Source organism: Vibrio penaeicida (genome assembly GCF_002933855.1).
Taxonomy (GTDB): Bacteria; Pseudomonadota; Gammaproteobacteria; order Enterobacterales; family Vibrionaceae; genus Vibrio; species Vibrio penaeicida_A.
The window spans coordinates 135,858-149,995 of record NZ_BFAQ01000017.1; the positions used below are offsets into that span (position 1 = coordinate 135,858).

General features: G+C 44.8%; 10 protein-coding genes. 8 read left to right on the forward strand and 2 right to left on the reverse strand.

All coding sequences use genetic code 11. From position 1 onward, the window contains the following. Nucleotides 1-97: 97 nt before the first annotated feature. Nucleotides 98-1,927, reverse strand: a complete 1,830-nt coding sequence (gene typA, locus VPNCDNU1_RS10420; RefSeq protein WP_104400271.1) for a translational GTPase TypA — start codon at nt 1,925-1,927, stop codon at nt 98-100. A gap of 513 nt (nt 1,928-2,440) precedes the next feature. Between typA and glnA the strand changes: the two genes are divergently transcribed. The 6 genes from glnA to add all read left to right on the forward strand — a co-directional run bounded on the left by glnA (nt 2,441) and on the right by add (nt 10,960). Next, complete coding sequence (glnA, locus tag VPNCDNU1_RS10425) at nt 2,441-3,850, forward strand: glutamate--ammonia ligase (RefSeq protein ID WP_104400272.1); 1,410 nt, start codon at nt 2,441-2,443, stop codon at nt 3,848-3,850. A gap of 191 nt (nt 3,851-4,041) precedes the next feature. Further along, complete coding sequence (locus tag VPNCDNU1_RS10430; RefSeq protein ID WP_104400273.1) at nt 4,042-4,608, forward strand: DUF4124 domain-containing protein; 567 nt, start codon at nt 4,042-4,044, stop codon at nt 4,606-4,608. 106 nt (nt 4,609-4,714) lie between these two features. After that, nucleotides 4,715-5,770 carry a nitrogen regulation protein NR(II) gene (gene glnL, locus VPNCDNU1_RS10435; RefSeq protein ID WP_104400274.1) on the forward strand — a complete coding sequence of 352 codons (1,056 nt, stop codon included), beginning with the start codon at nt 4,715-4,717 and terminating at the stop codon, nt 5,768-5,770. 28 nt (nt 5,771-5,798) lie between these two features. Further along, the gene (gene glnG, locus VPNCDNU1_RS10440) at nt 5,799-7,208 is read left to right on the forward strand and encodes a nitrogen regulation protein NR(I) (protein WP_104400275.1); all 1,410 of its coding nucleotides are present in this window, start codon (nt 5,799-5,801) and stop codon (nt 7,206-7,208) included. Nucleotides 7,209-7,309: 101 nt separating this feature from the next. Further along, nucleotides 7,310-9,862, forward strand: a complete 2,553-nt coding sequence (locus tag VPNCDNU1_RS10445; protein ID WP_104400276.1) for a bifunctional diguanylate cyclase/phosphodiesterase — start codon at nt 7,310-7,312, stop codon at nt 9,860-9,862. Nucleotides 9,863-9,958: 96 nt separating this feature from the next. Continuing rightward, the gene (gene add / locus VPNCDNU1_RS10450; RefSeq protein ID WP_104400277.1) at nt 9,959-10,960 is read left to right on the forward strand and encodes an adenosine deaminase; all 1,002 of its coding nucleotides are present in this window, start codon (nt 9,959-9,961) and stop codon (nt 10,958-10,960) included. Nucleotides 10,961-11,016: 56 nt separating this feature from the next. Here add and VPNCDNU1_RS10455 read toward each other — a convergent pair whose 3' ends face one another. Further along, entirely contained in the window at nt 11,017-11,934 is a 918-nt protein-coding gene (locus tag VPNCDNU1_RS10455; RefSeq protein ID WP_104400278.1) for an aldo/keto reductase, read from the reverse strand. Nucleotides 11,935-12,082: 148 nt separating this feature from the next. Here VPNCDNU1_RS10455 and VPNCDNU1_RS10460 point away from each other — a divergent pair, with 148 nt between their 5' ends. Together VPNCDNU1_RS10460 and VPNCDNU1_RS10465 are read left to right on the forward strand one after the other, a co-directional pair. Further along, nucleotides 12,083-12,997, forward strand: coding sequence for a LysR family transcriptional regulator (locus tag VPNCDNU1_RS10460; RefSeq protein ID WP_104400279.1), 915 nt, complete (start codon nt 12,083-12,085; stop codon nt 12,995-12,997). Between the two features lie 233 nt (nt 12,998-13,230). Then, nucleotides 13,231-13,938: a helix-turn-helix transcriptional regulator gene (locus VPNCDNU1_RS10465; RefSeq protein ID WP_104400280.1), complete on the forward strand. Its 708-nt coding sequence runs from the start codon at nt 13,231-13,233 to the stop codon at nt 13,936-13,938. The last annotated feature ends 200 nt before the right edge of the window (nt 13,939-14,138 follow it).

Consider the following 14,138-nt stretch of genomic DNA (forward strand, 5'->3'; position numbering starts at 1 on the left):
GAACAACTTGAAATGGCAAGAGAGGGTTTGGATCCAATATAACAAAAAGCCCCGCCAGCAAAACTGACAGGGCTTCATTATTTTCCGGCGTTATGAATTACTTTGCTGGACGCGCAGCACGCTTACGTTCGTTCTCAGTAAGTAATTTCTTACGGATGCGAATGTTTTCTGGCGTTACTTCGACTAGTTCATCTTCATCAATAAACTCAAGTGCTTGCTCTAGCGTGTACTTGATTGGTGGAGACAGAACCTGCGCTTCATCTGTACCAGATGCACGAACGTTAGTTAGCTGCTTACCTTTCAAACAGTTCACAGTTAAGTCGTTCGAACGGTTATGAATGCCGATGATTTGACCTTCGTAAACTTCGTCTGCGTGCTCTGCAAATAGACGACCACGATCTTGTAGGTTGAACAGTGCGTAAGTCAGTGCCTTACCTGTTGCGTTCGAAACCAATACGCCATTGTTACGCTGACCAATTACGCCACCTTTGTGTGGACCGTAGTGATCGAACGTATGGTAAAGAAGACCAGAGCCAGACGTTAGCGTTAGGAATTCCGTTTGGAAACCAATCAAACCACGAGAAGGCATCATAAAGTCCATGCGTACACGACCTTTACCATCTGGAGACATGTCTGTTAGCTCACCTTTACGTAAGCCGATGTTCTCCATGATGCCACCTTGGTGCTCTTCTAGCACGTCGATGGTTACCGTTTCGTACGGTTCCATCAGCTGACCATCTTCTTCTTTGATGATAACTTCAGGGCGCGATACCGCTAGCTCGAAGCCTTCACGGCGCATGTTTTCAATTAGGATAGATAGGTGAAGCTCACCACGACCAGATACACGGAAACGATCTGGGTTATCCGTTTCTTCAACACGCAGTGCTACGTTGTGAACCAATTCTTTCTCTAGACGCTCAAGAATGTTACGAGACGTCACGAACTTACCTTCTTTACCCGCGAACGGAGAAGTGTTTACTTGGAACGTCATGGTTACTGTTGGCTCATCAACAGAAAGCGGCTTCATTGCTTCAACGTTGTTTTGATCACAGATAGTGTCTGAGATTTTCAGCTCACCAAGACCTGTAATTGCAATGATGTCACCAGCGTTTGCTTGTTCAACTTCATGGCGCTCTAGACCTAGGTAACCCAGTACAGTACCCACTTTACCGTTACGCTGCTTGCCATCTGAACTCACGATGGTCACTTGTTGGTTTGGCTTAACAGAACCACGAGTAACACGAGCAACACCAATAACACCTACGTATGAGCTGTAATCAAGTTGAGAGATTTGCATTTGAAGTGAACCGTCGATATCAACGTTAGGCGCTTCAACAGTATCTACAACTGCTTGGAACAATGGTTCCATGTTCTCGCCTTCTTCGCCCTCTTCTAGCGTAGCCCAGCCGTTAAGTGCTGATGCGTAAACCACTTGGAAGTCTAGCTGTTCGTCGGTTGCGCCTAGGTTGTCGAATAAGTCGAATACTTGATCCATAACCCAATCAGGACGAGCACCAGGACGGTCAATTTTGTTGATAACAACAATCGGCTTAAGTCCGTGTGCAAACGCTTTTTGCGTTACGAAGCGCGTTTGAGGCATTGGGCCATCAACCGCATCAACGATAAGCAGAACAGAATCAACCATCGACATGATACGCTCAACTTCACCACCGAAATCGGCGTGTCCAGGGGTATCTACGATGTTGATGCGGTAGTCATTCCAGTTAATTGCTGTGTTTTTAGCAAGAATGGTAATGCCACGCTCTTTCTCGATGTCGTTCGAGTCCATGACTCGCTCTTCCGCTTCGCCGCGAGACTCAAGGGTGCCTGATTGTTGTAGCAATTTATCAACCAGAGTCGTTTTACCGTGGTCAACGTGCGCGATGATCGCGATATTTCTCAATTTATCAATCTGTGGGGTAGCCATGGATCTAGATTCACTTATAAAAGAAGCCGCCTCCCCCATCACATTTGTGTCATGACGAATAGCCGCTTACTTGATTTAAAAAACGGTCAATAATGTACCAGATTTTAGGAAAAAGCCTAGGAATATGTGATCTCAAGCGGCGAAAAGTGGCGCTATTTGTAACATTTGAGTTAATTAAACCATTTTAAAGCCAAAAAACTTGATTTTCGGGTCGTAAAAAGTCGATTGACAAACATGCCAATTGATCGCTGAATAGGTCTGACTCTATCGTGTTAGTAAGTTCATTTTGTTTGCACCATATAAGTGCAAATGCAGATCATTATGGTGCAACATGAAGCACCAAAATTGCGAATGAACTTATAACTACATGATATTTAAAGGATCTATTTTTTGGCACACTTTTAGCTTTCACAGAACTGTCATCGATTAATGCTATTAAATGTTTATATTAATCAATGCCGGTTTAACTAAACTTGTGCACCAACGCTTTAATAACACTGGAGGTTATCCAAGATGTCAGTAGAAAACGTTCTATCGTTAATCCAAGAAAACGAAGTTAAGTTTGTTGACCTACGCTTTACCGACACTAAAGGTAAAGAACAGCACATTTCTATCCCTGCTCACCAAATCGATGCAGACTTCTTCGAAGAAGGTAAAATGTTCGATGGTTCTTCTGTTGCTGGCTGGAAAGGCATCAACGAGTCAGACATGGTGATGATGCCGGATGCATCAAGCGCAGTTCTTGACCCATTCACTGAAGATGCAACGCTAAACGTACGTTGTGACATTCTAGAGCCTGCTACTATGCAAGGCTACGACCGTGACCCTCGCTCTATCGCTAAACGTGCTGAAGAATACATGCGCTCATCTGGCGTAGCAGACACAGTTCTTGTTGGTCCTGAGCCAGAGTTCTTCCTATTTGACGACGTGAAATTCAACACTGACATGTCTGGTTCTTTCTTTAAGATTGACGACATCGAAGCGGCTTGGAACACAGGTTCTGAAATTGAAGGCGGTAACAAAGGTCACCGTCCAGGCGTTAAAGGTGGTTACTTCCCAGTAGCACCAGTCGATTCATCTCAAGATATCCGTTCTGCTATGTGTTTGATCATGGAAGAAATGGGTCTAGTTGTTGAAGCACACCACCATGAAGTTGCGACTGCTGGTCAAAACGAAATCGCTACACGTTTCAACACGTTGACTGAAAAAGCGGATGAAATCCAAATTTACAAATACGTTGTACATAACGTTGCACACGCATTTGGTAAGACAGCGACATTCATGCCTAAACCACTTGTTGGTGACAACGGTAGCGGCATGCACGTACACCAATCTCTAGCGAAAGACGGTGTTAACCTGTTCGCTGGCGACAAGTACGGCGGCCTATCTGAAATGGCGCTTCACTACATTGGCGGTATCATCAAGCACGCTCGCGCAATCAACGCATTCGCGAACGCTTCTACGAACTCATACAAGCGTCTTGTACCTGGCTTCGAAGCACCTGTAATGCTTGCATACTCTGCACGTAACCGTTCTGCTTCTATCCGTATCCCTGTGGTACCAAGCCCGAAAGCACGTCGTATCGAAGTACGTTTCCCAGATCCAACAGGAAACCCATACCTAGCGTTTGCTTGTATGCTTATGGCTGGTCTTGACGGTATTAAGAACAAGATCCACCCTGGTGAAGCAATGGATAAAGACCTTTACGACCTTCCAGCTGAAGAAGCGGCAGAGATCCCAACAGTTGCGGAATCTCTACAAGAAGCGCTTGCAGCACTAGACGAAGATCGTGAGTTCCTAACAGCAGGTGGCGTATTCTCTGATGACTTCATCGATTCTTACATCACATTGAAGTCTAAAGAAGTTGAGCAAATCAACATGACGACTCACCCACTTGAGTTTGAACTTTACTACTCAGTGTAAAATTGATGTAATTATTTACATAATTATTAGGCTCGCCTCGCAGGCGGGCCTTTTTTATATTTCACTTTAATTAACAAGCCCTTAGCATTAGGTTAAAACTCAAGCATTTTAGCGTGACGCCCTACCTTACTTAAAAACAAAATAAGAGGCGCAGCTTATAACTTTTAACGTACTCTACACTGGTGCTTACAATGAAACTGATCACCCTACTTCCTGTGCTTAGTTTGATGATTGCTCCTGCCGCCATTGCCCAAACTGTCTACTCATGGGTCGATGACGACGGCATCCTTCACATCAGCGACACACCACCCGATGGTCCTGCCAATAAAAAAGAATCGTTTGTTTTACCAAACGCCAAAACAAGTGCTCCAGATCCGGTTTTTACGCCGGCAAAACCTCTGAAAAGTAAACAAACAGCTAAGACCAAGGTTGATGAAAAGAAAAAGCCGAAGAAGGCGGCTCCACTGTCTCTTTCCATCAGTAATCTAGAGCAAGATCAAACCATCCGGAGCAATCGCGGCATCATCAATATTCAGGTGGATCAAAACCGAAAACTTGGTATTGGTGAACAGCTCCAATTGATGCTCGATGGTAAGCCTTATGGTGCTCCACAAAATAAACCACTGTGGCAGCTTGTTAATGTGGATAGAGGTACTCATGTGCTTGCTGTACAAGCAATTAGAGACGGCAAGCTTATTGCATCTACCTCTTTAGTAACGGTGCATTTGCATCGAGCGAGGGTGAAATCCACGGGATAATAAGGATTAACGAGCTTATTTCGGCTTATTAACTTTTTCTTTTAAGGTTCATGCCCCATACTAAACAAGCGTCGCACCATTTTGGTGCAAACCATAAGGTAAGGACATGACCACCCTCGATCTGCGCTCTACCGCCATTCTAGAGAACATCGTCACAGCCACCATGCTGCTGGATGAGCAGCTAGCTGTGCACTACGCCAATCCTGCTGCAGAGCTGCTTTTCTCACAAAGTGCAAAACGCCTTCAAACCTACAAGCTCGCAGAACTGATCCAGCATGCTTCGATGGATTTAAGCATGCTGACCCAACCATTACAGACAGGCCAAAGCATCACAGACAGCGACGTCACCTTTGTGATTGATGGAAAACCGACAATGGTCGAAGTCACGGTCAGCCCTTTCACTTGGGAAAAACAACTGCTCCTATTAGTTGAGCTTCGAAAGATTGGTCAGCAACGCCGATTAAGCCAAGAGTTGAATCAACACGCTCAGCAACAAGCAGCAAAAGTTCTGGTTCGAGGTCTAGCTCATGAAATCAAAAACCCGTTAGGGGGGCTTCGCGGGGCGGCGCAGCTTTTATCCAAAATGTTGCCCGATCCAAGCCTTGGTGAATACACGCAAATCATCATCGAACAGGCCGATAGGCTTCGCGCATTGGTCGACCGTCTACTTGGTCCACAAAAACCAGGTGAAAAGCGTGAAGCGAATCTTCACCTCGCGCTAGAAAAAGTCCGCCAGCTGGTTGAGTTAGATTCTACAAAATCCCTCTCCATTCGGCGCGATTACGATCCGAGTTTACCGCCGCTCATGATGGATTCAGACCAAGTTGAGCAAGCATTGTTGAACATTGTCAGTAACGCAGCACAAATTCTGGGCGACCAAGAACACGGGGAAATTGTGCTTCGCACCAGAACGGTGCATCAAGCCAACATTCATGGGCAGCGCTACAAATTGGCTGCCAAGTTAGACATTATCGATAACGGTCCAGGTATTCCTGGAGAGCTTCAAGACACACTATTTTACCCCATGGTTAGTGGACGCGAGGGCGGCACGGGGCTCGGACTATCCATCTCACAAAACTTAATCGACCAGCATCAGGGAAAAATCGATGTCGAAAGCTGGCCAGGAAAAACCACATTCACCATAATTTTACCAATCAAATGATCAGGTATTGCTGTTAGGAGAGAGCGCAATGAGTAAAGGCTTTGTATGGGTCGTTGATGACGACAGTTCTATCCGCTGGGTTATGGAAAAGACCTTATCCTCGGCACAAATTCAGTGTGAAACGTTTGCCGATGCCGAAAGCGTGCTTATGGCATTAGAAAGACAAGTACCCGATGTACTGGTGTCTGACATTCGTATGCCCGGCATCGATGGTTTAGATCTGCTTAAAGAAGTTCATCAGCAATACCCAGATTTGCCTGTAATTATTATGACGGCGCATTCGGATCTCGACGCCGCGGTTAATGCCTATCAAAAAGGGGCATTTGAATATCTGCCCAAACCTTTCGATATTGATGAAACCCTAACACTCGTCGAACGCGCCATCGCGCACAGCCACGAACAGAAAAGGCATCAGGAAAGCACTGATCCCCTTATCAGCGACGCCCCAGAAATCATCGGCGAAGCCCCTGCTATGCAGGAAGTATTTCGTGCTATTGGACGTTTATCTCGTTCTTCTATTTCCGTTTTAATAAACGGAGAATCTGGTACAGGTAAAGAGCTGGTCGCTCATGCTCTGCATCGCCATAGCCCTAGAGCCAAAAGCCCGTTTATCGCCTTGAACATGGCTGCGATCCCTAAAGATTTGATCGAATCCGAGTTGTTTGGGCATGAAAAAGGGGCATTTACAGGAGCGAACACAGTTCGGCAGGGGCGCTTTGAACAGGCCAACGGCGGCACTTTGTTCCTAGATGAAATTGGTGACATGCCACTCGATATTCAAACTCGGCTGCTGCGAGTCTTGGCAGACGGGCAGTTTTACCGCGTTGGTGGTCATTCTCCTATCAATGTGGATGTACGCATTATCGCCGCCACACACCAAAACCTAGAAAAACTGGTTCATGATGGGGACTTTCGTGAAGATCTCTTCCACCGCTTGAATGTTATTCGCGTACACATCCCTGCCCTACGTGAACGCAAGCAAGACATTGAAAAACTCACGCAACACTTTTTGAACCTCGCAGCAGAAGAGCTGGGCGTAGAAATGAAAACCTTACATCCAGACACGGTTCTTAACCTCAATCAACTGCCTTGGCCTGGTAACGTTCGTCAATTAGAAAATATTTGCCGTTGGCTAACCGTAATGGCCAGCGGGAATGAAGTTTTGCCCTCTGACTTACCGCGAGAATTGTTCGAAGAGACAAAATCCGTGCCCAATTCGCATGAAAATGACGGTTGGCAGTCTCAACTTGAAGAATGGGCGAAAGAAGCTCTAACTTCCGGCGAAACTGAGCTCCTTTCTTATGCACTCCCTGAATTTGAACGTATACTTTTAAAAACAGCGCTAAATCATACTAACGGTCATAAGCAGGATGCCGCTAAAGTTCTAGGATGGGGACGGAATACGCTCACCAGAAAGCTAAAAGAGTTAAACATTTAGTCGAATTGTTCAAAAAAGACTCGCGAGCTTGATATCTAGCCTTTACAATAGCGCCTCTTATCTTGATTACAGAATGTCGTTCACTAACTGTATGTAGGGCAATGGCGAATAAAAAGATTACTTTACGCATGGCTGTCATTTTACCCTTTGTGATCGTATTCATGTTCACATTTGGGGTAATTGCATTCGTACAAAAGAGCAGCTTCGAGAATATGGTGTCTAATTTGAGCCATAAGCAGCTCATGGCTTTTACTGAGAACGTGAAAAGCCGTTTATCGATCTTTTTAGATGAGCCCTATCAAGCCAATATTACGTTAAGTAAATCCGTCGAATTTAACGAGCTATATCAGACCGGTAATCTCGATCAAATCGAGAACTTCCTCTCCATAAGTTTTAATCATTTATACAAAAACATACCCCACTTAGATGTGGTGGGTTTTGGTGGCAAAGAAGGTGAGTTTGTCGGCTTTAGACGAGAATCCTCCTCTGATTTTACCTTGATGCTTCAAGACAAACGCACCAAATATGATTTAATTATCTACTCTGGAAGAAATGTCGAATCAGGTGCCAAATCCACCTTCCAAGGCTACGACCCCAGAATTCGCCCATGGTATGTCCCAGCGGCAGAATCGCGCTCCCCATCGTGGTCTAACATCTACACCAATGCGGATGAACGCCAAGAGATTACCTTATCCGCAACGACTCCTGTGATTGTGAGCGATGAGTTGATTGGAGTCATGGTCGCTGATATTAAAATCGACACATTCAACAACTTCCTTGTTGATCAAAAGCAGAGAACAGCTGCCTCAATTTTTATCTTCGACCAAAATAACAGCTTAGTGGCGCATTCGGATAATTCGAGTGTGGTTTCTAAAGGCACGCCGATGACCATAAAAGGGCAGCGGCTACAAACGACAGAGAGCACCAACCCTATTGTACAAACCAGTGCAAAGTACATTGCGAGCAACCAATTGGAAGCTAAAAGCCAACCGGCTATGTTTGACTACGTTGCCAATGGTGAACGCTACTTCAATAAATTGTCTCGCTACACCAACCCATACGGGCTGGAATGGTACATCGTCGTTACCATCTCTGAACACGATTTGTTAGGCGATTTACCAGAGCAACAGCAGCGTGGTTGGCTTATTGGTATGACCTTCAGCTTATTGGGCTTTTTGATCGGCGTATTGGTGTTTAATCGCATCACACACCCGATTACAACGACAGCAAATGCGGCACGAGAAATAGCCAAAGGCGATTGGGACAGCCCCATGCCAGAGCCTGGAAAAATATTTGAAACCAGTATGTTGGTGTCGGCATTCAACAACATGACTCAAAACCTTAAAACGTCGTTTGAAGCATTACGAACTCAATTGGTCTACGACTCCTTAACTCAGCTGTACAGCCGCCAAGGTCTTATCGAAACAAGCAGTAACCTGAAATCCTCCCTGCCCGGATCTTTGATACTCATTGGTATCGATCGCTTCCGAGACATCAACGACAGCCTAGGTCATTACAGTGGCGACCAACTGTTAACTATTATTGCTCAACGACTAAAGAATATCTGCCACGAACGCGTATTGCTTGCCAGAGTCGCGGGCGATGAATTCGCCATTTATGATCCGAGAAATGGCTCTGAAATGGCCGTCGAGCAGTTAATTACCCGAATTAAGCAATCGTTTAGCTCACCGTTCAATATGGGTACAGAAACAGTAGTCGTCAATGTCTCCATAGGTATTGTTCTATCGTGCGATAAAAATGATATGAGCACGTGGCTACGCAATAGCAGTATCGCCTTGAGTCACGCCAAACAGGATGCGCTCCGCGTTGTGTACTACCGCCCTGAAATGGCTGATGTTTCTCGCAAGAAAACACAAACTCTCGCCAACTTAAATGAAGCGATTGCCAACAGTGAATTTGTCCCGTTTTATCAACCCATCATTGATTTAGAAAGTGGCGAAATTCTAGGTGCTGAAGCCTTGGCACGTTGGGTTTCTGAAGAAAATGGTGTCGTACCACCTCTCGACTTCATTCCTATTGCAGAAGAAAGCGGCTTAATTGGCGACATTGGTTCGCAAATCTTACTGAAAGCATGCAGTGATACCGCCAATGCCATTCAAAGTGGTCAGTGGCATTCCGAATTCAGCTTGCACGTTAACCTTTCAGTTAATCAATTGTCCCAACCAGGGTTTACCGAAGAATTGGAAATGGTACTTAAGTACACGCGGCTAAACGCCCAAAACTTAACGCTTGAGATTACAGAATCAAGAATCGTCGATAACGACCCAATCATCTTGAAAAACATGCAAGCCATTAAAGACTTAAACATTAAGATCGCCATTGATGACTTTGGAACCGGTTATTCATCGCTTGCCTACCTCCACAAACTGCCCTTTGATTGCTTAAAAATCGACCGATCGTTCATCGTTCAATTGGAAAGAGAACAAATAGAGACGTCTGTCGTCGCCGCTATTGTGAACATCACAAAAGGCTTCAAGGTGAATCTTGTGGCTGAAGGAGTTGAAACCACAGAACAAGCCGAACTGCTTCGCTTACTCGACTGCCCTCAAGCGCAAGGATTTTTGTTTAGCCGACCGGTTCCTTTCTCAGAATGGCCAACAGATTTAGTGAACATTAAAGAAAAGCAGCACTGATCAAACAATAATCTGTTCTTATGGTACTGACAGTTTACTAAATGATTTTTATACTTAGGCGAATTAGCCGAAACTCGTCGCATTTAGGAAGTAAACATGATCACCAAAAACCTGCCTTTAACTGATATTCACCGCCACCTTGACGGTAACGTCCGTAGCCAGACGATTCTTGATCTTGGCAAAAAATTTGGCGTGGCACTTCCCGCATACGATTTGGAAGCGCTTCGTCCGCACGTACAGATTGTTGAAGCTGAGCCTTCACTCGTTGCATTCCTGTCCAAGTTAGACTGGGGTGTAGCCGTACTGGGTGACTTGGATGCATGCCGTCGTATTGCTTACGAAAACGTAGAAGACGCACTGAATGCTCAAATCGATTACGCTGAACTTCGTTTCTCGCCTTACTACATGGCAATGAAACATAAACTGCCTATTGAAGGTGTAGTAGAAGCGGTTATTGATGGGGTACAAGCTGGTTCGCGCGACTACGGTGTAAAAACCAACCTTATCGGAATCATGAGCCGTACATTTGGCCAAGATGCTTGCCAACAAGAACTGGATGGTTTGCTTGCACACAAAGACAAATTGGTTGCTATTGATCTAGCAGGTGATGAACTTGGTCAACCAGGCGATCGCTTTGTTAATCACTTCAAACAGGTTCAAGACGCAGGCCTACAAGTCACGATTCACGCAGGTGAAGCGGCAGGCGCAGAAAGTATGTGGCAAGCAATTCAAGAACTTGGCGCAGTCCGCATCGGGCACGGTGTGAAAGCGATTCACGATCCTAAGCTGATGGATTACCTTGCTGAACACGGTATTGGTATTGAATCTTGCCTAACGTCTAACTTCCAAACTAGCACCGTTGAATCACTGGCTAACCACCCACTGAAAACGTTCCTAGAGCATGGCGTGAAAGCGTGTATTAATACCGATGACCCAGCAGTTGAAGGCATCGAACAGCCTTATGAATTTGAAGTGGCAGCTCCAGCAGCAGGCTTGAGCCAAGAGCAAATTCGCCAAGCACAAATCAACGGCTTGGACATCGCATTCCTATCCGAAGCCGAGAAAGAAGCGCTACGTGAAATGGCAAAAAATCGCTGATAGTTAGAAAGTTAAAGAAGAAAGGAGGCAATAGCCTCCTTTTTGCTTTCAATAAGTTACGCGACACCATGCCCTTTTGAAGCTGTCCATACTCGATACCATTGTTCACGGGTTAACGAGATGTTTTTGGCTGCGACTGCGGTTTTTACGCGTTCTATTTTACCACTTCCAATGATAGGGATTGGGCGAGATGGTAATGCCATCACCCAAGCAAACACCACTTGATCAATCGATTCGGCTGACACTTCTTCTTTTATCTCTTCCAGCACAGTCAACACGCGGTTATCTTGCTCAGTTGATGGGTTGAAAAGGTTGCCTCCAGCCAAACATGACCAAGCCATTGGGCGGCGACGTTGGGCTTGCAACTGATGCAATGTTCCGTCTTCGAGGCTTTGCATATTGATGGGGTTAATCTCTACTTGGTTGGTCACTAACGTGACATCTAAATAGGATTGAAGAGAAGAAAATTCATGTGTCGTGAAGTTAGAAACACCGAAATTCAACACTTTACCTGAGCGTCTTAACACTTCAAATGCTTCGGCGACTTCTTCGGGTTGAAGCAAAATATCAGGTCGGTGCAGTAACAGTGTATCGACATGCTCTACACCCAGCTGCTTGAGTGAGCGCTCTACCGATCCGATTATCTCACCACGACCGCTGTCATAGTAGGCAATTCCCCCTTCGGTTTGAGGAGCGATAATGCCTAACTTAGTGATGATATGGAGTTGCTCTCGGATGGAGGGCTCAAGTGCTAGTGCCTCACCAAACAAGGTTTCGCAAGGGACATCACCACCATAAATAGCAGCATGATCTACGGTGGTTATTCCCAACTCTATGTGCTGCTTAACAAATTCCAGCCTCTGAACAGGTGACATCCCCCACTCACCCATTCGCCAGTACCCTTGTATAAATTCAATATCAGCTAACGGATCGTTTCGATATACGCCCAAACTATTTTGTTGATTATTAGACATTTTTACCTCAAACCTCATAAACGTAATACCTAAATATTAGACGGTGCTTCGTTGCGATTAAACCTCACATTAAGAATTAACTATTCTCTATAGAGAACAATAAAATGTACTATAAGGAACAATAGACGCTTCAAGATTTGAGTGAAAGATGAAACTGCCACAAGAAATGCGATTGCATAAACGATTCGAACGCTATTATTTATTTAGTGTTGTGGCTGAATGCCTGAATTTTGGGCAAGCCGCCGATAAATTGGGGATTTCACGCAGCTATTTGTCTACCCAGATTAACGCCCTAGAACGTGATCTTGATGTCACCTTACTGATACGTACAACGCGAAGCGTTAGACTGACTCAGTCAGGACAAAAAGTATTGCTGCAAATGCAAGGTGTTACCTCTTCCGTGCATCTTATGGAGAGAGAAATTAGGCAGTCTGCTTCTGCAATTGAAGGGAAGTTAAACATCACCAGTGCGGCAATTTTTGGGCAACGTTATTTAGTACCTGCGTGCCGAGCCTTTCGTAAACTCCATCCAGACATCACTTTTGATATCGATGTTGGCTACACAAATCAAGATCTGACTCAACAGCCCTTTGACCTTGCGATAAGAGCCACGAGTTCCCCGCCAGAAAACATGATAGCCAAGCATTTAATGGATTACCGACATGTATGTTGTGCATCACCAGATTATCTCAACACTTTTGGTACGCCATTAACACCTGATGATTTGAGCTCACACAACTGTTTGTCAGACCCACACCTCACCACATGGCAATACACCGATCAAGGGACGATAAAGGAAACTGAAACAAAAGGAACGTTTTACGCCAACGACAACTTTTTACTTTATGACGCCGCAATAGAGGGTGAAGGCATCATTAAACTGCCTGATTATCTTGTTAAACCAGCACTGAACCGAGGTCAGCTTTCAGCAATATTGGAGCCTTACTATACCCAAAAAAGAGAGGTCTACTTGGTTTTCCCTCAGCAACTCAAGCACAGTGAAGCACTTTTAGCCTTTATTCAGTTTTTGCAACGCTGGGTAAACTCTCATACACCACGTTGACTCTCGAACCTTCGCTCAATTCACCCTGTGGAATATTGGACAACTTCTTTGTTTTTGATCAGCCCGTTTCAAATAATTTAGCGAAATGCAGTGAGATCACTCGCACTTTATTACTATTGGCGGCATGACATAAATATCTAAACGATTGACAAGATTATACTTATCGACCGCTTAATCATTGAATAATGCTACAAATTCAGGGAATAAATAACCATTAGAGAGGGAACTGGTGAATGGTTAAACAGTTAATTTCAAGTAGTCACGGAGTGACCACTCAACCTCAGTTAAAGCGGCTATGTGCCGACATTACTGAAACACTCGGAGTCGATTACTACCTAATCGCATTATTTACCCCATTGAACACACAGCATTATGATGTGTTTTTGATCAATAACTATCCAGAAGACTGGATGGAGTGGTACTTCGAACACAATTACCGCCAAAGCGATCCTGTATTAGAGTATGCCAAAAGTGGAGTCGCTCCAATATTGTGGCACCGCGACTTTGATGCTATGCCAACAGACCAACAAGAAGTCATGGAAAAAGCCGTCGAATATGGGCTAAAAGATGGGATTTCCATTCCTATCCATGGGAAAGGTGGCACCATCGGTGTATTTTCTGTCGCGAACAGTGAACATATACCAGATGATAAAGCATTTGAAATTGAAGCGAACATGCTTTCTATTTGGCCTTATCTTCATTCTGCTATGAGCCGAGTGAATGTGTGTGAGCCAAAAACCTTAACAGACAGAGAAAAAGAAGTACTGACTTGGACCGCTGAGGGTAAAACCTCTTGGGAAGCTTCTCAAATCATTGGTGTGTCTGAAAGTACCATCAATTTCCATATCAAGAATTGCATCAATAAATTGGATGCGGTCAACCGACATCATGCTATCGCTAAAGCCATCATTGGCGGCGTTATTGCACCAGATAAACTGTAGTTTTAATCACTGATGTCTGGTTGAATTGAGAGCCTGGAAAAGATCCAGGCTTATCTCTAACTGAAGTGACTAGTTAATCAACCGGTCAATAATGTCGAAAACACAAACATTGTTGAGGCATGCACCATTTACGTCTTGTACATCTTGTGCATTCAGTTCTTTCATCATTTCGTCCTTTTAGTTAGCGTAGAATTCTTTCG

Bases quoted from the DNA above. Each gene is read 5' to 3' on its own strand.
- glnA (WP_104400272.1), top strand. From the start codon at position 2,441: ATGTCAGTAGAAAACGTTCTATCGTTAATCCAAGAAAACGAAGTTAAG.
- glnG (WP_104400275.1), top strand. From the start codon at position 5,799: ATGAGTAAAGGCTTTGTATGGGTCGTTGATGACGACAGTTCTATCCGC.
- typA (WP_104400271.1), bottom strand. From the start codon at position 1,927: ATGGCTACCCCACAGATTGATAAATTGAGAAATATCGCGATCATCGCG.
- VPNCDNU1_RS10465 (WP_104400280.1), top strand. From the start codon at position 13,231: ATGGTTAAACAGTTAATTTCAAGTAGTCACGGAGTGACCACTCAACCT.
- VPNCDNU1_RS10455 (WP_104400278.1), bottom strand. From the start codon at position 11,934: ATGTCTAATAATCAACAAAATAGTTTGGGCGTATATCGAAACGATCCG.
- VPNCDNU1_RS10430 (WP_104400273.1), top strand. From the start codon at position 4,042: ATGAAACTGATCACCCTACTTCCTGTGCTTAGTTTGATGATTGCTCCT.
- glnL (WP_104400274.1), top strand. From the start codon at position 4,715: ATGACCACCCTCGATCTGCGCTCTACCGCCATTCTAGAGAACATCGTC.
- add (WP_104400277.1), top strand. From the start codon at position 9,959: ATGATCACCAAAAACCTGCCTTTAACTGATATTCACCGCCACCTTGAC.
- VPNCDNU1_RS10460 (WP_104400279.1), top strand. From the start codon at position 12,083: ATGAAACTGCCACAAGAAATGCGATTGCATAAACGATTCGAACGCTAT.
- VPNCDNU1_RS10445 (WP_104400276.1), top strand. From the start codon at position 7,310: ATGGCGAATAAAAAGATTACTTTACGCATGGCTGTCATTTTACCCTTT.